This is a genomic window from Streptococcus pneumoniae (assembly GCA_040719455.1).
In the GTDB taxonomy this organism is placed as follows: domain Bacteria; phylum Bacillota; class Bacilli; order Lactobacillales; family Streptococcaceae; genus Streptococcus; species Streptococcus pneumoniae_G.
The window spans coordinates 1500117-1518287 of sequence record JBFDTN010000001.1 but is presented as its reverse complement, the minus strand read 5'-3'; the positions used below and the strand labels follow the sequence as shown (position 1 = coordinate 1518287).

The 18171-nt window shown below is 42.9% G+C and carries 17 protein-coding genes; 13 read left to right on the top strand and 4 right to left on the bottom strand.

Going from position 1 to position 18171, the window contains the following annotated elements:
- Positions 1-28: 28 nt before the first annotated feature.
- Positions 29-3685, top strand: a complete 3657-nt coding sequence (gene rpoC / locus AB1I63_07310; protein MEW4354679.1) for a DNA-directed RNA polymerase subunit beta' — start codon at positions 29-31, stop codon at positions 3683-3685.
- A 269-nt stretch (positions 3686-3954) separates the two neighbouring features.
- On the opposite strand, the gene AB1I63_07305 is transcribed toward rpoC, so the two are convergent.
- Together AB1I63_07305 and AB1I63_07300 are read right to left on the bottom strand one after the other, a co-directional pair.
- Positions 3955-5634 carry a ribonuclease J gene (locus AB1I63_07305; protein MEW4354678.1) on the bottom strand — a complete coding sequence of 560 codons (1680 nt, stop codon included), beginning with the start codon at positions 5632-5634 and terminating at the stop codon, positions 3955-3957.
- A gap of 2 nt (positions 5635-5636) precedes the next feature.
- Entirely contained in the window at positions 5637-5867 is a 231-nt protein-coding gene (locus tag AB1I63_07300) for a DNA-dependent RNA polymerase subunit epsilon (GenBank protein ID MEW4354677.1), read from the bottom strand.
- Positions 5868-6039: 172 nt separating this feature from the next.
- Here AB1I63_07300 and tsaB point away from each other — a divergent pair, with 172 nt between their 5' ends.
- The 9 genes from tsaB (at position 6040) to AB1I63_07255 (ending at position 13191) form a co-directional block, all read left to right on the top strand.
- Positions 6040-6723, top strand: a complete 684-nt coding sequence (gene tsaB / locus AB1I63_07295) for a tRNA (adenosine(37)-N6)-threonylcarbamoyltransferase complex dimerization subunit type 1 TsaB (protein ID MEW4354676.1) — start codon at positions 6040-6042, stop codon at positions 6721-6723.
- Positions 6720-7160 (top strand): ribosomal protein S18-alanine N-acetyltransferase, encoded by a 441-nt coding sequence (gene rimI / locus AB1I63_07290; GenBank protein MEW4354675.1) that lies wholly within the window; start codon positions 6720-6722, stop codon positions 7158-7160. Before tsaB ends, rimI begins: the two co-directional genes overlap by 4 nt.
- The gene (gene tsaD / locus AB1I63_07285; protein ID MEW4354674.1) at positions 7150-8163 is read left to right on the top strand and encodes a tRNA (adenosine(37)-N6)-threonylcarbamoyltransferase complex transferase subunit TsaD; all 1014 of its coding nucleotides are present in this window, start codon (positions 7150-7152) and stop codon (positions 8161-8163) included. Before rimI ends, tsaD begins: the two co-directional genes overlap by 11 nt.
- A 360-nt stretch (positions 8164-8523) precedes the next feature.
- A complete protein-coding gene (locus tag AB1I63_07280; GenBank protein MEW4354673.1) occupies positions 8524-9390 on the top strand; it encodes a helix-turn-helix domain-containing protein in 867 nt (288 codons plus the stop codon).
- Positions 9391-9623: 233 nt separating this feature from the next.
- A complete protein-coding gene (locus tag AB1I63_07275; protein ID MEW4354672.1) occupies positions 9624-9839 on the top strand; it encodes a hypothetical protein in 216 nt (71 codons plus the stop codon).
- A gap of 132 nt (positions 9840-9971) precedes the next feature.
- Positions 9972-10646, top strand: coding sequence for a type II CAAX endopeptidase family protein (locus tag AB1I63_07270; GenBank protein MEW4354671.1), 675 nt, complete (start codon positions 9972-9974; stop codon positions 10644-10646).
- Positions 10647-10862: 216 nt separating this feature from the next.
- Positions 10863-12092: an MFS transporter gene (locus AB1I63_07265; GenBank protein ID MEW4354670.1), complete on the top strand. Its 1230-nt coding sequence runs from the start codon at positions 10863-10865 to the stop codon at positions 12090-12092.
- A gap of 90 nt (positions 12093-12182) precedes the next feature.
- Complete coding sequence (locus tag AB1I63_07260) at positions 12183-12878, top strand: AzlC family ABC transporter permease (protein MEW4354669.1); 696 nt, start codon at positions 12183-12185, stop codon at positions 12876-12878.
- Positions 12868-13191: an AzlD domain-containing protein gene (locus AB1I63_07255; GenBank protein ID MEW4354668.1), complete on the top strand. Its 324-nt coding sequence runs from the start codon at positions 12868-12870 to the stop codon at positions 13189-13191. The genes AB1I63_07260 and AB1I63_07255 overlap by 11 nt, the downstream gene beginning before the upstream one ends.
- Before the next feature lie 38 nt (positions 13192-13229).
- Here AB1I63_07255 and AB1I63_07250 read toward each other — a convergent pair whose 3' ends face one another.
- Entirely contained in the window at positions 13230-14402 is a 1173-nt protein-coding gene (locus AB1I63_07250; GenBank protein ID MEW4354667.1) for an NAD(P)/FAD-dependent oxidoreductase, read from the bottom strand.
- Between the two features lie 142 nt (positions 14403-14544).
- Here AB1I63_07250 and AB1I63_07245 point away from each other — a divergent pair, with 142 nt between their 5' ends.
- The 3 genes from AB1I63_07245 to AB1I63_07235 are packed head-to-tail and all read left to right on the top strand — an operon-like array spanning position 14545 to position 17447.
- Positions 14545-15060, top strand: a complete 516-nt coding sequence (locus AB1I63_07245; protein ID MEW4354666.1) for a DUF536 domain-containing protein — start codon at positions 14545-14547, stop codon at positions 15058-15060.
- Positions 15061-15100: 40 nt separating this feature from the next.
- Positions 15101-15703, top strand: a complete 603-nt coding sequence (locus AB1I63_07240; protein MEW4354665.1) for a 3'-5' exonuclease — start codon at positions 15101-15103, stop codon at positions 15701-15703.
- Positions 15696-17447: a glycerophosphodiester phosphodiesterase gene (locus AB1I63_07235; protein ID MEW4354664.1), complete on the top strand. Its 1752-nt coding sequence runs from the start codon at positions 15696-15698 to the stop codon at positions 17445-17447. Before AB1I63_07240 ends, AB1I63_07235 begins: the two co-directional genes overlap by 8 nt.
- 423 nt (positions 17448-17870) lie before the next feature.
- Here the strand turns inward: AB1I63_07235 and AB1I63_07230 are convergent, their stop codons facing one another.
- Positions 17871-18170, bottom strand: coding sequence for a YbaB/EbfC family nucleoid-associated protein (locus AB1I63_07230; GenBank protein ID MEW4354663.1), 300 nt, complete (start codon positions 18168-18170; stop codon positions 17871-17873).
- Position 18171: the final 1 nt, after the last annotated feature.

Genomic DNA, 18171 nt, shown 5'->3' with positions numbered 1-18171 from the left:
TGTAGAACATGAAGAAAGGTAAGAAATAGTGGTTGATGTAAATCGTTTTAAAAGTATGCAAATCACCCTAGCCTCTCCAAGCAAGGTCCGTTCGTGGTCTTATGGAGAAGTGAAGAAACCTGAAACAATCAATTACCGCACACTAAAACCAGAACGGGAGGGTCTATTTGATGAAGTCATCTTTGGGCCGACCAAGGACTGGGAATGTGCCTGTGGAAAATACAAACGAATCCGTTACAAGGGAATTGTTTGTGACCGCTGTGGGGTTGAGGTAACACGTGCGAAAGTCCGCCGTGAGCGTATGGGGCATATTGAATTGAAAGCCCCAGTGTCTCACATCTGGTACTTTAAAGGGATTCCAAGCCGTATGGGCTTGACCCTTGATATGAGCCCTCGTGCCCTTGAAGAAGTTATTTACTTCGCTGCTTATGTAGTGATTGATCCAAAAGATACGCCGCTTGAGCACAAATCAATCATGACAGAGCGTGAGTACCGTGAAAAATTGCGGGAATACGGTCCTGGCTCATTTGTTGCCAAAATGGGAGCGGAAGCTATTCAAGACCTTCTCAAGCAAGTTGATTTGGAAAAAGAAATCATTGCTTTGAAGGAAGAATTGAAAGTTGCAACAGGACAAAAGCGGATCAAAGCTGTTCGTCGTTTGGACGTGTTGGATGCCTTCTATAAATCTGGAAACAAACCAGAATGGATGATTTTAAACATTTTGCCAGTTATTCCACCAGATTTGCGTCCGATGGTTCAGTTGGATGGTGGACGTTTCGCGGCTTCTGACTTGAATGACTTGTATCGTCGTGTGATTAACCGTAACAACCGTCTCGCACGTCTCTTGGAACTCAACGCCCCTGGAATCATCGTGCAAAATGAAAAACGGATGCTCCAAGAAGCGGTTGATGCTTTGATTGACAACGGTCGTCGTGGTCGTCCGATTACAGGACCAGGTAGTCGTCCGCTTAAATCCCTCAGTCACATGCTGAAAGGGAAACAAGGACGTTTCCGTCAAAACCTTCTTGGAAAACGGGTTGACTTCTCAGGACGTTCGGTTATCGCTGTTGGTCCAACTCTCAAAATGTACCAATGTGGTGTACCACGTGAAATGGCGATTGAGCTTTTCAAACCATTTGTGATGCGTGAAATCGTTGCTCGAGACATCGTGCAAAACGTAAAAGCAGCAAAACGCTTGGTAGAACGTGGCGATGAGCGTATTTGGGACATCTTAGAAGAAGTCATCAAAGAACACCCAGTGCTTTTGAACCGCGCACCGACCCTTCACAGACTTGGAATCCAAGCCTTTGAGCCTGTCTTGATTGATGGTAAAGCTTTGCGCTTGCACCCACTCGTGTGTGAGGCCTACAATGCCGACTTTGACGGAGACCAAATGGCGATTCACGTTCCACTTTCTGAAGAAGCACAAGCCGAAGCACGTATCCTTATGCTTGCGGCAGAGCACATCTTGAATCCGAAAGACGGAAAACCAGTCGTAACTCCATCTCAGGATATGGTTCTAGGGAACTACTACTTGACCATGGAAGAAGCTGGACGTGAAGGCGAAGGAATGGTCTTCAAGGATGCGGATGAAGCAGTCATGGCTTTGAAAAATGGCTATGTTCACTTGCATACTCGTGTGGGTATTGCGACAGATAGCTTGAACAAGCCTTGGACAGAAGACCAAAAACACAAGATTCTCTTGACAACGGTTGGTAAGATTCTCTTCAATGCGATCATGCCAGAGGAATTCCCTTATCAACAAGAGCCAAACAATGCGAACTTGACAGAAGGCGTGCCTAGCAAGTATTTCTTGGCACCAGGTCAAAATGTCAAAGAAGCGATTGAGGCCCTTGAGATCAATCCTCCATTTAAGAAGAAAAACTTTGGAAATATCATCGCAGAAATCTTCAAGCGTTTCCGTACGACAGAAACTTCTGCCTTCCTTGACCGCTTGAAAGACCTTGGTTACCACCATTCAACCCTTGCTGGTTTGACAGTGGGGATTGCCGATATTCCTGTGGTTGATGACAAGGCAGAAATCATCGAAGAGTCTCACCACCGTGTAGAGCAAATCACGAAGCAATTCCGCCGTGGTATGATTACGGATGATGAGCGTTACAATGCTGTAACGGCAGAATGGCGTGCAGCCCGTGAAAAATTGGAAAAACGCTTGATTGCCAACCAAGATCCGAAGAACCCAATCGTTATGATGATGGATTCTGGAGCCCGTGGTAATATCTCCAACTTCTCGCAGCTTGCGGGTATGCGTGGATTGATGGCCGCACCGAACGGTCGTATCATGGAGTTACCGATCTTATCTAACTTCCGTGAAGGTTTGTCCGTTCTTGAAATGTTCTTCTCAACACACGGTGCTCGTAAAGGGATGACCGATACGGCGCTTAAGACAGCCGACTCAGGTTATCTTACTCGTCGTCTTGTTGACGTTGCTCAAGACGTTATCATCCGTGAGGATGACTGTGGTACAGACCGTGGACTTCTCATCCGTTCGATCACAGATGGCAAGGAAATGATTGAGCCACTGGAAGAGCGTTTGAATGGTCGTTATACCAAGAAAACAGTTAAACATCCAGAGACAGGAGTTGTTATCATCGGACCAAATCAGTTGATTACCGAAGATATTGCTCGTGAGATTGTGAATGCTGGTGTTGAAGAAGTAACCATTCGCTCTGTCTTTACCTGTGATACTCGCCATGGGGTGTGCCGTCACTGTTACGGTATCAACTTGGCAACAGGGGATGCTGTTGAGGTCGGAGAAGCAGTCGGAACCATCGCTGCCCAATCTATCGGTGAGCCAGGTACTCAGTTGACCATGCGTACCTTCCACACGGGAGGGGTTGCCTCAAATACCGATATCACACAGGGTCTTCCTCGTGTCCAAGAAATCTTTGAAGCCCGCAATCCAAAAGGGGAAGCGGTCATTACAGAGGTCAAAGGGGAAGTTACTGCTATCGAAGAAGATGCTTCTACTCGTACTAAGAAAGTCTTTGTTAAAGGTCAAACTGGCGAAGGTGAGTATGTGGTGCCATTTACAGCCCGCATGAAAGTGGAAGTGGGAGACCAAGTCTCTCGTGGACAAGCCCTCACAGAAGGGTCAATCCAACCCAAACACTTGCTTGCTGTTCGTGATGTCTTGTCTGTTGAAACCTATCTCCTGTCTGAGGTTCAAAAAGTTTACCGTAGCCAAGGGGTAGAAATCGGAGACAAACACATCGAGGTAATGGTTCGCCAAATGATTCGCAAAGTTCGTATCATGGATCCAGGAGATACAGACCTTCTCATGGGAACACTCATGGATATTACAGACTTTACCGATGCCAACCGTGATGTAGTCATCTCAGGTGGTGTTCCTGCGACAGCTCGTCCAGTCCTTATGGGAATTACCAAAGCCTCACTTGAAACCAATAGTTTCTTGTCAGCGGCTTCCTTCCAAGAAACCACTCGTGTCCTCACAGATGCGGCGATCCGTGGTAAGAAAGACCATCTCCTTGGTCTCAAGGAAAATGTTATCATTGGTAAGATTATCCCAGCTGGTACAGGTATGGCACGCTACCGTAACTTGGAACCACAAGCGGTTAATGAAGTTGAAATCATTGATCCAGAATTAGACACAGATGAAATTGTAGAAGAAGTTCTTGCAGCTGAACCTGTTGTTGAAAAATAAGATTACAAAAATCGCAGTGCTATGAGCCTGCGATTTTTTTGTCTGAATAGAGAGTGAATGGAATAAAGATTAGGACACGGTCCAGTCGTTTTGATGAATGTAAGTTCTATCTATACTCTTTGTTTTATCCTATTTCTTTCTCAATCCACTATGGTCATGGAATGCTCAAGCTATTATGTTCTTAACTCGTTATGCCTAGGACTTCCTGCTTAAAATTTATGGATAGGCAAGAAAAAATCTCTCTCTATTTCATAGAGAGAGATTGAGAGTTAGTCTTCGTCAGGAGTGAGAATCATAGGAATAATAATGGGTTCTCGCTCTGTATTTTCGTATAGGAATGGTCGGAGGGCATTGACAATGGCACCATTGACCGATTGAATACTAGCGTCCTTATTCTTTAGCGCGATACGGATAGCGTTAAAGAGCAGCCGCTGGCTTTGGCGAATGAGGTCACCAGACTCACGCATGTAGATAAATCCACGGCTGAGGATGTCTGGTCCAGCTAAAATCATCTTCGATTTAAAATCAACGGTCGCAACAGCTAAGACAACACCGTCCTCAGATAGGTCTTTGCGGTCACGAAGGACAGCTGCTCCGATTTCACCGATTCGATTGCCGTCAACATAGATGTCTTGGGCATTGAACGAGCCTGCAATACGGGCAGAGTTTGCTGTCAGAGCAAGGACATCACCGTTGTTCATGATGAAGATATTTTCTTTTGGAATACCAGTGTCCACAGCCAGTCCAGCATGGACTTTCTGCATACGGTATTCACCATGGACAGGCATAAAGTATTTGGGCTTGATGAGGCGGAGCATGAGTTTTTGTTCTTGCTGCCCACCGTGCCCAGAGGTGTGGATATTGTTAATCTTACCGTGAATGACATCAACACCTGCTTCGGAAATAATGTTAATCAAGCGGTTGACGCTTGTCGTATTTCCAGGGATTGGGCTAGAAGAGAAAATCACGGTGTCTCCTGGTTGCAACTGCACATGGCGGTGCATGCCGTTTGCAATCCGAGAAAGGGCTGCCATAGGCTCCCCCTGACTTCCCGTACACATGATGAGAATCTCATCTGCTTGGTAATTTTTCAAATCATTGGAATCAATGAAAGTTCCTTTTGGTGCCTTGATATAGCCGAGCTCAATTCCGTTTGCGATAGCTTTTTCCATGGAACGTCCAAAGACAGCGATTTTACGTCCTGTCTTGACTGCTGCCTCTGTTGCCTGTTGCAGACGGAAGATATTAGAGGCAAAGGAGGCAAAGATGATCCGTCCTTTGATACCTTCAATGATTTTCATGATAGATTGTCCAACCACTTTTTCAGAGTTGGTAAAGGTTGGAACTTCGGCATTGGTGGAGTCCGATAAAAGAGCTAGAACGCCTTCTTCACCAAGGGCTGCCATACGATGGAGATCGGCTGGCTCACCCACTGGTGTAAAGTCGAATTTAAAATCGCCCGTGCAAACAATCTTTCCTTGCGGAGTGTGAATCACAATCCCCAAAGGCTCTGGAATCGAGTGCGTTGTCCGAAAGAAAGTCGCTTTTAAGTGTTTAAAGGTTAATTCTGTGTTTTGGTTGATTTCGTAGAGTTTGGCATCACGGAGCAAACCGTGCTCTTCTAACTTGCCACGAATGAGGGCAAGAGCCAAAGGTCCAGCATAGATCGGTACATTAGCTTGTTTAAGAAGAAATGGGATACCTCCGATGTGGTCTTCATGTCCGTGAGTGATGAGAACACCCTTGACGCGGTCGATATTTTCTACGATATAGGAGTAATCCGGGATGACATAGTCAATCCCCAAGAGGTCATCTTCGGGGAATTTAATCCCAGCGTCCACGATGATAATCTCATCTTGGTATTCAATTCCGTAGGTGTTTTTTCCGATTTCACCGAGTCCGCCAATGGCAAATACCCCTACTTCTTCAGGTTTTAAGGTATAAGACATGGTTAAAACTCCGTCAATTCAAAGTTGCCTGATTGCTTTTCGTATTCTAGGTGCTTGTCAGACAATAGCTCGATAAATTCAATATTGTAGTTGGTATTTTCTTCCACGAGTTGGCGCACTTTGATACGACCATCTAGTTCGTTTGCTGCTTCTACTTCCATGTAGAGCGAACGCGTGTTCTCACGGCGTGGGCTGCGGTCTTTTGTTTCTTGGTAAAAAACTTTATAAATCATTTCATTTCCTTTCCTTTCATCTTCATGATCAAACTATCAGAAAATCGCCCCTGTTTTTCTTAGAGGCAGCAAATTATTTTGTTTTCTGGGTAATAGATTGACCTTGATTCGTTGCAATTATATCAATTATATCATAAAATAAGAGGGAGAATCAAGTAAGGAAAGTTGAATGATGAAAGTTTTAAGCATTGATACATCCAGTAAAGCCCTAGCACTTGCTATTTTAGATGATAGAGAGCTTTTAGCTGAGATGACGCTAAACATCAAGAAAAATCATAGCATTACCTTGATGCCAGCAATTGAGTTTTTAATGGGGAGTGTGGACTTAACCCCCAAGGATTTGGAGAAGATTGTTGTAGCAGAAGGACCTGGGAGCTATACTGGCTTGCGGATTGCTGTGGCAACGGCAAAAACCCTTGCTCACACGCTAAAGATTGATTTGGTTGGAGTGTCGAGCTTACAAGCGCTTGTTCCTGAAGGAAAGAAAGGCTTGGTGATTCCGATCATGGATGCACGACGAAATAATGTTTACGCGGGATTTTATGAAAATGACCTCTTGGTTGAACCTGAGGCTCATTTGTCGTTTGAGGAAGTTTTGGGGCGTGCAAAGAAGGCAGACGTGGTGAGCTTTGTCGGTGAAGTGGCAGGCTTTGTGGAGCAGATTAAAGAGAGCTTGCCAGAAGCTAGCTGGCAGGAAACCTTGCCAAATGCCTATCGTATTGGAAAGATGGGTTTAGATTTAGCTTCTTCTCGTGTGCATGATTTTGTTCCCAACTATCTCAAACGAGTCGAGGCAGAGGAAAATTGGCTAAAAGACCATCAAGAGGACGGTCAGTCCTACATCAAACGCCTATGATAAAGCTACAAACGCTAGATAAAAAACGAGCAGATCTGGCGGTGCAGGTCCATGATTTGCTTCGCGATGTGTATGAGGTAAGCCCGTGGACTCTAGCGCAGATAGAGAGCGATTTGGAGAATCCTTTGATAGAGTATCAGCTTGCTCTAGTAGGTGAGGAAGTGGTGGGCTTTCTTGCTACGCAGGAGTCAGATTTTGAGGTGGAGATCTTGCACATTGCTGTCAAGAAAGCGTATCAAGGTCAAGGGATTGCAAGGTGGCTATTTACAACGCTTCCTAAGCAGAAGGATATGTTTCTCGAAGTTCGGGCTTCTAATCAGCCAGCTCTGCTATTTTATAAAAAGGAACACTTTACCCCAATCGCTCGGAGGAAAAACTATTATCACGCGCCAGTGGAAGACGCGATTATCATGAAGAGAGAACCAAATGAAAGATAGATATATATTAGCTTTTGAAACATCCTGCGACGAAACCAGTGTCGCTGTGATGAAAAATGAAACAGAATTATTGTCCAATATCATTGCCAGTCAAATCGAGAGCCACAAGCGCTTTGGCGGTGTGGTGCCAGAAGTGGCGAGCCGTCATCATGTGGAGGTCATCACAGCCTGTATCGAGGAAGCATTAGCGCAGGCAGGCATTCAAGAGAGTGATGTGACAGCTGTTGCGGTGACTGTTGGTCCTGGGCTTGTTGGGGCACTTCTTGTGGGACTTGCTGCGGCAAAGAGCTTTGCTTGGGCACACGGCATTCCCTTGATTCCAGTCAACCACATGGCAGGGCATTTGATGGCAGCGCAAAGTGTGGAAAACTTAGAATTTCCTCTGCTTGCTCTCTTGGTCAGTGGCGGACATACCGAGTTGGTCTATGTAGCAGAAGCAGGGGATTATAAGATTGTTGGTGAGACGCGTGATGATGCGGTTGGTGAGGCTTATGATAAGGTCGGTCGTGTCATGGGTTTGTCTTACCCAGCAGGACGTGAGATTGATGAGTTAGCCCATCAAGGAAAAGATATCTATGATTTTCCGCGCGCTATGATCAAAGAAGACAATTTGGAATTTTCTTTTTCAGGTCTGAAATCTGCCTTTATCAATCTCTACCACAATGCTGAGCAAAGAGGAGAGGTTTTGGACAATAAAGATCTCTCTGCCAGCTTTCAAGCAGCAGTGCTTGATATTTTAATGGCGAAAACCCAAAAAGCCCTTGAAAAATATCCCGTTAAAACGCTTGTTGTAGCTGGTGGTGTTGCAGCCAATCAAGGTTTGCGAGAAAGGTTAGCAACTGATATTTGCGATGTCAAAGTCGTGATTCCACCTCTACGCCTTTGTGGGGACAATGCAGGTATGATTGCCTATGCCAGTGTCAGTGAGTGGAACAAAGAGAACTTTGCAGACCTCTCCCTCAATGCCAAACCGAGCCTTGCTTTTGATCCTTTGGAAGAATGAAGAAAGAGCCGTTGGCTCTTTTTTTGGAGATATTTTTCGGAAAATTCTGTCTAAATAATTAGTATTATGATACAATAAATAAAACAGAAAGTAGAAAGAAAAGACTTGAGAGAGCTAAAGACATAGACAGTGTTATTTGGTATATCTATGCGTTACATTAGGCTTGGGATTTGCCTGTATTTCGCTGATTATTTTGGTGACAGATGGATGCGAGTGATTGAGAATGTAGCAACACCATTTTTTCTCACTCTTTCTTTTTTACTCTTAGAGCTTACAGTCAGTAAAAGTAAGCCCTGAATAGAATTACTTCACTTATGAATACAGGTTCTAAGAATAAGGATTGACATAGAGGAGACTCTCATGACAGAAAAAATCAATTTAGGAGAATTTTATAAGGAATTACGCATGGCGCGTGGAATCAAGCAAAAAGAGGTGGCGAAAGGCTCTTTAACTGCCTCGCAACTATCTAAATTTGAACTAGGTCAGTCCATGCTTTCGGCAGATCGTTTGCTGTTAGCGATTGATGGGATCAATATGACTTTTGATGAGTTTGCTCATAAATTAAACGATTATAGGGAACCCAAGCATATCCGTATGGGAAGAAAAATCGTTGCTGCCTTTGCTTATCAAGATAGGGATTCGCTAAAAGTCCTATTGGATAAGCTAGAGCAGGAAGACAATCATCGCTATGCTCGATTAAATGGTATTGTTATTAAGAATGCTCTGCACTCGCTTGATCCAGCTTATGTCTTACTGGAATCAGACAAGGTCTTTATCACGGAGTATCTCTATGCGATTGAGTCCTGGACCTGGTTTGAGCTGTATCTTTTTTGCAACACCATGCCATTTTTCTCTGATCAAGATCTTCTTTTTTTAGGGCAGGAATTGCTTAGAAAATCAGAGGAATTTTGTAATTTATTGCAGAATAAGCTCTATATGAAGCAGGGGCTACTCAACCTTATCTCTGAAATGATGGAGAGAAAGCAATTTCAATATGTCAGCATTTTTGAGCAGGCGCTAAAAGACATGCTTGGACCCTATGATGTGTTTGAGCAAATTGTTTTGAAGTATTTACAAAAAATGAATTATTTTTTGCAGTATAATGGTGAAAATAAAAAAGAGATTGAAGACTATATTCAATCTCTGGATGTCATAGGAAATGAACATCTACTAGCTTTATTGACTCTAAAATTATCCCAATACGAAAACCTGCTTAATAAAATATAACTGGAAATACGATAATAATATCTGCCACAATTCCACAAAGTAGATAGACTAACCGCTTACTCATAAACATCAGCAAGATTAAAAAATCGCAAATAAGAAATTTTTACTGAAAAAATATCAAATATGCGATTTTTAAAGATCCCTTTATGGAAGTGATATACTAAAATCGTAGTCGATACATTCAAATGCTAGCTAGGATAGAGGACTATCTAAAAATAGAAAGGAGCATGGTTATGCTTCATTTAAAAAATGCAGCAGTCATGGACTTGACACTAGAGGAATTGATGGAAGTTGGGGGAGGACAACGTGTACCGGTTGTTGGAGGAGGCTATGCAGCAGTAGGTTCAGCGGCGGGCGCGCCTACTATGAATCAATATAGTTCTATGTATAATGGTTTTGGATGGTGGGGAAATGTTCCTAGTAGCTATTATACAAGACGTGATCCGTAAATTTTAACAAAAATATGATTTATATTTGATAGAGATAGTAATTAACGGGGAGTAGAATTTTATACAAACTACTAAATATTTTTAGTTACTATTCTACTCCTCTTTCTTTTTATTATTCAAGGAGAACTATCTATGACCAAACACAAACTAATAATGATATATAGCGGAATTGCTTTTTTGCTTTTCTTTTCTCAGTTTGGTGTGCAGGAAATCATGGCACTTTCCTTCATACGCTCTTTATCTGATACAGGCTATTTTATCGTGTGGCTCTTGTTAACCCTTTTACAAGGCGTAGGAGCTATTGGTTTGCTCTATTTGATGGGAGAAAGCAGGGTATTTTGTAGATTTGAGTGGAAGTTCTCCTACTTAGGGGCAACGGTAGGAACTGTTATCCTCATGTATCTCTGGTGGAACTTAGCAGCTCTCTTTTTACCTCTGCCGCAAAATCAAGCGAGGGGAGAACTCCTGTTTCAAGACTTATCAGGAACAGCTTTTTTTATCCAATTTGTCTTGAATATCAGCCTTTTTGGACCTATTTGTGAGGAGTTGGTCTATCGTGCTTTGCTGATGACGAGTTTGAAATCCTTTCAGGAGTATTATTTGGATGTTCTCTTGTCGTCTGTTCTCTTTAGTTTGATGCATGTTTTACCGCACGGCTGGAGTTTTTCTAGTTTTATCATTTATCTAGGTGGTGGTCTCTTGTTTGCTGCTTTGTACCGCAAGACTAAATCCATCTATTACCCAATAATGCTTCACATTGCTTGGAATAGCTTTGTGACCCTCTTGCAGTTGACGATGATGAGATAGGGTTTCCTATCTTTTTCTTTTTTGTGGAGAAATACTGCTACATAGCTAAAAAAGCTATTGGGTGGGGATTTAAAAGTTAAGATTTTCCTCTGCAACTTAGAGCTGCTTTGTGACCACTTACTGAGGATAGTTATCCACCTACTAAAAATCCCTTGTAAACGAGCTTTTTTTGCGTATAATAAAGTCATTCAGATCAATAGAAACGAGGAGATGTTTATGAAATTATTGGTACGCAATCGCTTTTACCGTCTGTTAACCCTGTCAGACTTCTTCAATGGATTTGGGGCGTCCATCTATAATCTGGTCTTTATCGTATTTGCCTCTTCTATGGATCATCGTAAGCTCGCCATCGGGATTGCAGCGATGATTACGTTTGTCCCTACGATTTTTAATGTCTTGATTTCCATGTATGCGGATCGGACCAAGGACAAGGGGCGGATTTATCTAGCTTTGGGCTATGTGCAGGCAATCCTCTTTATCCTGATTGCTTTTTTGACCCAATCGGTGAGCTGGCTCGCCTTTTCGACTGTTTGCCTCATCAATATCCTGTCTGATATGCTATCCACCTATCGTTCTGGCCTTAAATTACCCATGATTCAGACCCATGTGGCAGAAGAAGATTTAATGGAAGCTTTTTCTTTCCGTCAAGTGGTCAGTGTGGTGAGCCTCTTGGGTGGGCAGGCTTTGGGAGTCTGGTTACTTTCCATTAGCCACAATCACTTCTTCTTGGTGAGCTTGGTCAATGCGGCGACCTTTCTCACATCGACCTTGATTTTACTAGGCATGAGACAGGAGCTGACCTACCAAGTCCGAGGAGAAGAACTCCGCCAACCCTTCTTTCGTCAATTTAAGGAGCTTTACACCAATCTCCGCAAGGTGTTTCAAGGATTAAAAACAGGGAATTTTGAGCTTTTCTTACTAGCGGTCCTTCTGATCAATGCCTTGGGTGGCAGTATAACGCCCATTTATCAGCTTTCTTTTACAGATGCGCCTTTGTTTGGCTTGTCTTTCAGCCAATCGCTTTTTCTCCTGCAAGTCATCTCAATTACTGGGACGATTTTAGGGGGGCTCACACCTAATGATTATTTCAGCAAGCAGTCTTTCAATACGATTTTAAAAATAGTAGCAGGGCTTTTGGTTCTCATTGCGACTAGTAATGCTCTTGCTTTCTCGCCTGTCATCTCGCTTTTATTGCTTATTTTTCTGAGCTATCTTGCAGGGAAAATCAATCCTAAATTGCAGGCCATGCTGATGAAAGAGATTCCATCAAATGTCTTGGCTCAGACAGGTAGTTTTTTAGAGTTGCTTTTTACCTTGTCCATGCCTTTGGGAACTGCCTTGTTTACCAGCTTAGCTCTTGCGAGCATTTGGCTTAGTTGGGTGATATTTGCAGGCTTGGCTCTTTTGACCTTGGGAATTTCTCTATGTTTAAGTGCTAGAGGCTAATACTTCACATCTAAAAAGTCTGATCACCTTCTTTTCAGCATTTCTCTTCTGTGGTATAATAAATGAGAATTTTTAGAAAAAGGAAGGGTTATGAGACAAGAAAAATGGATGGCAGGGATTCAGGCAGGAATGCCGACTGCCTTGGGATATATTGGAATTGGTCTAGCTTGTGGCGTGATTGCAGCCCCTTATCTGACACCGATTGAAATGCTCTTGATGAGTATTTTGGTCTATGCAGGGAGTGCTCAGTTTGTCATGATTGCCATGATGGCATTAAATAGCAGTGTGACAGATATTGCACTGACAGTCTTTCTCATCAATATCCGATTTTTCCTGCTGAGCCTACATACTTCGACATTTTTCAGAAAAGACAGCTTTTTGAAAAATCTGGCGATTGGAACTCTCTTGACCGATGAGAGCTACGGGGTTCTGCTGGGAGCTCAGCTACACGGTGAGGAGACAAATGCTACTTGGATGATGGGAAATAATCTCATCAGCTACCTATCTTGGGCCTGTGCGACGGTTTTAGGAACAGTGTTAGGCAATCTCTTGCCAAATCCTGAACTGTTTGGACTGGATTTTGCCTTAGTGGGGATGTTTATTGGGATTTTTACATCGCAATTTTTAGTCATGATGAAAAAGGAGTCTGTGAGAAAGATTTTGACCATTCTTTTGGTGACGGCGGTGAGCTTTTTTGTCTTGACTATGCTGGTGTCCCAGGCTCTAGCCGTTTTATTTGCGACCTTGATTGGTTGTTCTGTGGGGGTGATTTTAGATGGGAAATAGTTACATTTTACAAGCTATTTTGCTAGCTGCGCTGGTGACTTGGTTGCCACGGGTGATACCGTTTCTCTTGGTGAAATACCGTGGATTGCCAGCTATTGTCATGCGTTTTTTGAAGTTTCTGCCCGTTACGATTATCTTTGTCTTGATTTTATCGAGCTTAACAAAGGGGGAAATTGGTCAATTCCCAAGCTTTAAGAGTTTGGATTTGTTGGCTGCGATTCCGACGCTTTATGTGGCTTTCCGCTACCGCAATCTTTTAGGCAGTGTTATTTTTGGCGTGGTCTTGCTAGCCTTCTTACGATTTATATTCTAAAAAACCTCCACCGAGTGAGAAACTTGGTGAAGGTTTTCTTAGTAATGGAGACTTCCAGCCACCCAGCCAGTAGAGAGGGCAGAAGTAATGTTAAAGCCACCTGTGTGGGCATTGATGTCCATGACTTCCCCAGCAAAATGTAAGCCAGAGACCAACTTACTCTCTAAGGTCTTAGGATTGATTTCTTTTAAATCAACGCCACCTTTGGTTACAAAGGATTTAGCGAGAGACATCTTGCCAGTGACAGGGATAGGGAGGGCTTTGATACGTTGGATGAGTGATTCCAAGTCCTTATCACTTAATTGCTTGACTTTTTCAGGGAAATCTTGGCTGAGAAAGTCGCTTACTCGCTCTGGTAACAGGAGTTTGAGGGCATTTTTCAGAGATTTTTCACGCTCGGTGTGAAGTAGGTCCAAGATAGCTTCTTTACTCATCTGAGGAAGAAAGTCAAGAGTGAGAGTCTCTCCGCCTTTGACAAAACTTGACATCCGTAGCGCTGCAGGGCCAGACAAGCCAAAGTGGGTAAAGAGTAGATCATGGGTGATGTGGTGCTTGTCGTAGCTGAGGCAAATATCATCAAGTGAAATGCCTTGCAGAAGTTTGTGTGGAAAATCTGTTAAAAGAGGACTTTCAGCTGCCTCAAGAGGGGTAATTGTATGATTGAAATGACGAGCAATATCATGACCAAATCCGGTAGAACCCGTAGAAGGATAGGATTTACCGCCTGTGGTGACGATGAGTTTATCACAAGTCCAGCTTTGCTCAGCGGATTTGAGGATAAACTGCTCGTTTACTTTTTTGACAGAGACGATTTCTGTTTGGGTGAGGACTTGTCCACCTAGTTCGTGAATTTTTTTCTCCAAAGCCTCAATAATAGTTCTTGACTTGTCAGACTTGGGAAAGACACGTCCGTGGTCTTCTACTTTTAACGCCACTTCATTTTCTGTGAAAAAATTGATAATGTCATGGTTGTCAAATTGGGAAAAGACGCTGTATAAAAAGCGTCCGTTTCCTGGGATACCCGCCATGAGATCATCAAGTGTACCGTTATTGGTCACATTGCAACGACCTCCCCCTGTTCCGGCTAATTTTTTACCAAGCTTACGATTTTTTTCAATCAGGAGGGTCTTTTGCCCATAAAAGCTACTCGCGATGGTTGCCATCATGCCAGCAGGTCCGCCTCCGATGACGATAGTGTCAAAATGTGTCATGTTTTTCCTCTCTAAAAAACAATAGTGTTTTTAACGAATTGTGCAGGTTTATTGTATCATAAAAGCTAGCAAAATTTGACAGTCAAGCCTTGTTATGTTAAGATTTAGGTAGTTACATCAAGAAAAAGTTTCAGAGGATATTATGACGATTGAAAAAACAGTCAGCGAACTAGCCGATATTTTGGGGGTTAGTCGCCAAGCGGTCAACAATCGGGTCAAGGCCTTGCCGCCTGAGGATACCGAAAAAAATGAAAAAGGCGTGACCGTGGTCAAAAGAAGTGGCTTAATCAAGCTAGAAGAGCATTACAAAAAGACCATTTTTGAGGACGAGCCAGTTAGCCAAGATGTGCAACACCGTGAATTGATGGAAATCTTGGTTGATGAGAAAAATGACGAAATTGCTCGCTTATATGAGCAACTGAAAGTTAAGGACGCTCAGCTAGCTGAAAAAGATGAGCAAATGCGGATCAAAGATATCCAGATTGCTGAAAAAGATAAGCAACTCGATCAACAGCAGCAGCTCACCCATCAAGCACAGCAGCTTGTAACAGAAGCTAAAAATGATCAAGAAGTCCTATTGTTAGAGCTAGATGAAGCGAAGAAAAAAGTAGAAGCCCAAGAAAATAAAGGCTTTTGGGCGCGTTTATTGGGAAGATAAAAAACTGGCTTTGGGTCAGTTTTTCTATTATGGAGGGAAAATGAAATCGTTAGAAACCTATATCGCCTTTGACTTGGAATTTACCGAATATAAAGGATTTTTTCATTTGATTCAAGTGTCGGCTGTCAAGATGGACAAGCATGTCGAGATTGGGCAATTTGATAGCTATGTGCACACCGATGTTCCCTTAAAGAGTTTTATCAATGGATTAACAGGAATTACGTCGGAGCACTTACTTCACGCGCCAAGAGTAGAGACAGTCTTGGCAGAGTTTGAGGATTTTGTGGGAGAGCTACCTCTCATCGGCTATAATGGGCAAAAAAGTGATTTACCGATTTTGCTAGAAAATGGTTTGGATGTTACTAATCAATACTGTGTCGATGTATATGAAGAGGCGCTTGCGAGAAGAAGCAAGGATTTGCATGGGATTGCCAATCTTCGGCTCAGCACGGTTGCTCGCTTTCTAGGATTGACAGGTCGAGCGCATAATAGCTTAGAAGATGCGCGCATGACTGCCCAAATCTATGAACAGTTCAAGGAACTAGACGAGAGTAAGTCTTGGCTTCATGAACAAGAAGAGGAATTTCAAGGGACTTTTAATGGCTTAGATCTCTCTGCCTTTTTCGGAGGAGACGATGCGTAAGAAAAGGCCAGTCCTAGAAACTCTTTATCGCCAGTTTGATAAGGTTTTAGTCCTCTTTTTCCTACTCTTTCTATTTATGGAAGGGATTTGGATTCCCTTTAGTTCCTTGGTGTCAGACTTTTTACTCCAGCAAACGGGCTTTTTGTATCTGTCTTACACAAATGCAGTAGCTGTGATGCTTGCCTCTCCCTTGGTGGCTCTTGCTTTACTGCTGGTGTTTCTGCTCAATCTTCTTCTTGTGTACTGGCAAATGGGGACGATTGTGGTAGGGATTCATGAGCTATGGGTGAAAGGTCATGAGACGCTTCCTGCTTTTTTACGGGCAACGGCGCAAGAAAGTTTGCGCGTGCTAAAGCAAGCTAGACTTAGTAAGATTCTCTTTGTCCTCCTTTATGCCAGTGGTCTCTTTCCTTTTTTGAGACGGATTCTGAAGATTTATTATCTCAATAAACTCTTGATTCCTGAGTTTATTTTGGAATACATCAGTCGAAATTCTTGGGTTGCCTTGCTTTTGCTAGCATTTTCAATTCTCGCCTTTTGGCTTAGTACACGTTTAATGTTTACGCTGCCACAGATATTTTGCGAGGGGAGAACTGTACGAGAAGCGATTGCATACAGCGTCGCTAAGACTCATCGGAAGTTCTGGCGCTCTATGTGGCGTTTGATGTGGCTGACGATGAAAGTAACGATTTTGTGTTCGCTAGTTATATTTATGGTGATAGTGACTCAATCCTTTGCAGATCAGCTGGATAATGCTATTTCATTTTATGCAGCGGTCGCCAACTATGTATTTCTTGAATTTTGCTATTATGCTGTTTTGGTTTATTTTCTTTTGGCATTTGTAGCATTCTCTTATGAGGAAGGACGTAGGCAGGAGAAGTATCGCCGTCCGAGGCTTGTGCGTCTAATAGCTATTCTAACAATGTCAGCTGGGATTTTCACTCTGCAAGCCGTGATTTACCTGCAATTTCCAACGGAAAAAATGCCCTTGACCATCTCCCATCGCGGGGTCGATCAGGCAAATGGTGTGCAAAATACGCTTGAAGCTTTAGAGTTGACCGCAAAACTCAAGCCCGACTTGATTGAGATGGATATCCAAGAAACCAAGGATCATGAGTTTGTCATGATGCACGATGCCAATTTGAAAGAGCTAGCTGGTGTTGATGGTCGTCCGCAAGATTTTACCTTGGCAGAGCTGACAGCGTTAGAAGTTTCTGAAAATGGACATCAGGCAAAGATTCCAAGTTTTGAGGCTTATCTTGAGCGTGCGGACGAACTCGGTCAAAAACTTTTGATTGAAATCAAGACCAGTCCCAAGGATTCACCAGAGATGATGAAGCGATTTTTAGAAAAATACGGCAAAATCATCGAAGAAAAAGGGCACCAAATGCACTCTCTTGACTACCATGTGGTGGAGTCTGTCCTAGAGAGTCCGTATCAGATTCCTGTCTTTTTTATCCTGCCTTATAATACCATCTTTCCGCAGACAAGTGCGACCGGCTACACCATGGAATACTCGACATTAGATGAAAATTTCATATTGAAAGCCCTCTTCAGTCAGAAAGAGGTTTATGATTGGACTGTGAATGATGAGGAGACGATCGAGCGCTCGCTCCATCTAGGCGTCAATGGCATTATTACAGATGAGTTAAGCTTGCTGAAAGAGAGCTTGGAAACTTATAAAAAAGATAGAAGTTATCTGCAAATGCTCACTTTGCGGATGGTGGATATGTTTAACTTTTAGCCAAAAGAGCGATTGCCTATAAAAAAAGGAGTGGGGCTCAATCGTGATTTCGCAGAAATCGATTTTGTAGTCTCCACTTTCCAATTTTTAGGCTCAACTATGAACAGTTCACTGGACTAGCCTCGCTTTCGAATTTCCAAGCTCGGGTACTAACAGTCCACTGGACTGTTAGTATCCCGCAAGTTGACGCTTTCACAATTGAGAATTATGAAAGGTTGGAAATAGGGCTAGCGAAGATAAGTTCGCTAGCTTCTTTTAATAGAATATTGATTTATCAATGTTTTGGATAAGTTGCTCACAACTTTCTGTTCTCGTAAATAGCTCCACTGATGCATTGAACCCAGCGACAAGACTGCGTCAAACTGTTCAAACTATAAAAATAAGGAAGTTAGGTACTTTTGTCCAAACCTCCTTTTTTTGTTCTTAGAATGGTAATTTGCCAGCAAAGGCACCCAATTTTTGCTTAGTAGCGTCGTCGATTTGTGATAAAGCATGATTCACTGCTTGCATCGTCATGTCAGAGAGTGTTTCGATGTCTTCTGGATCTACGACAGCTGCTTGGAAATCAATCTTGACTAATTTTTTATCTCCTGTAAAAGTCGCTGTCACCAAACCTTGGGCAGATTTTCCGACAAATTCGGTCGCAGCTAATTCTGCTTGACTTTTTTCCATTTGCTTTTGCATTTTTTGCGCTTGTTTCATGATATTTTGCATGTTCATCATA

Bases quoted from the DNA above. Each gene is read 5' to 3' on its own strand.
- AB1I63_07305 (MEW4354678.1), bottom strand. From the start codon at position 5,634: ATGTCTTATACCTTAAAACCTGAAGAAGTAGGGGTATTTGCCATTGGC.
- AB1I63_07300 (MEW4354677.1), bottom strand. From the start codon at position 5,867: ATGATTTATAAAGTTTTTTACCAAGAAACAAAAGACCGCAGCCCACGC.
- tsaB (MEW4354676.1), top strand. From the start codon at position 6,040: ATGAAAGTTTTAAGCATTGATACATCCAGTAAAGCCCTAGCACTTGCT.
- rimI (MEW4354675.1), top strand. From the start codon at position 6,720: ATGATAAAGCTACAAACGCTAGATAAAAAACGAGCAGATCTGGCGGTG.
- tsaD (MEW4354674.1), top strand. From the start codon at position 7,150: ATGAAAGATAGATATATATTAGCTTTTGAAACATCCTGCGACGAAACC.
- AB1I63_07280 (MEW4354673.1), top strand. From the start codon at position 8,524: ATGACAGAAAAAATCAATTTAGGAGAATTTTATAAGGAATTACGCATG.
- AB1I63_07275 (MEW4354672.1), top strand. From the start codon at position 9,624: ATGCTTCATTTAAAAAATGCAGCAGTCATGGACTTGACACTAGAGGAA.
- AB1I63_07270 (MEW4354671.1), top strand. From the start codon at position 9,972: ATGACCAAACACAAACTAATAATGATATATAGCGGAATTGCTTTTTTG.
- AB1I63_07265 (MEW4354670.1), top strand. From the start codon at position 10,863: ATGAAATTATTGGTACGCAATCGCTTTTACCGTCTGTTAACCCTGTCA.
- AB1I63_07260 (MEW4354669.1), top strand. From the start codon at position 12,183: ATGAGACAAGAAAAATGGATGGCAGGGATTCAGGCAGGAATGCCGACT.
- AB1I63_07255 (MEW4354668.1), top strand. From the start codon at position 12,868: ATGGGAAATAGTTACATTTTACAAGCTATTTTGCTAGCTGCGCTGGTG.
- AB1I63_07250 (MEW4354667.1), bottom strand. From the start codon at position 14,402: ATGACACATTTTGACACTATCGTCATCGGAGGCGGACCTGCTGGCATG.
- AB1I63_07245 (MEW4354666.1), top strand. From the start codon at position 14,545: ATGACGATTGAAAAAACAGTCAGCGAACTAGCCGATATTTTGGGGGTT.
- AB1I63_07240 (MEW4354665.1), top strand. From the start codon at position 15,101: ATGAAATCGTTAGAAACCTATATCGCCTTTGACTTGGAATTTACCGAA.
- AB1I63_07235 (MEW4354664.1), top strand. From the start codon at position 15,696: ATGCGTAAGAAAAGGCCAGTCCTAGAAACTCTTTATCGCCAGTTTGAT.
- AB1I63_07230 (MEW4354663.1), bottom strand. From the start codon at position 18,170: ATGATGAACATGCAAAATATCATGAAACAAGCGCAAAAAATGCAAAAG.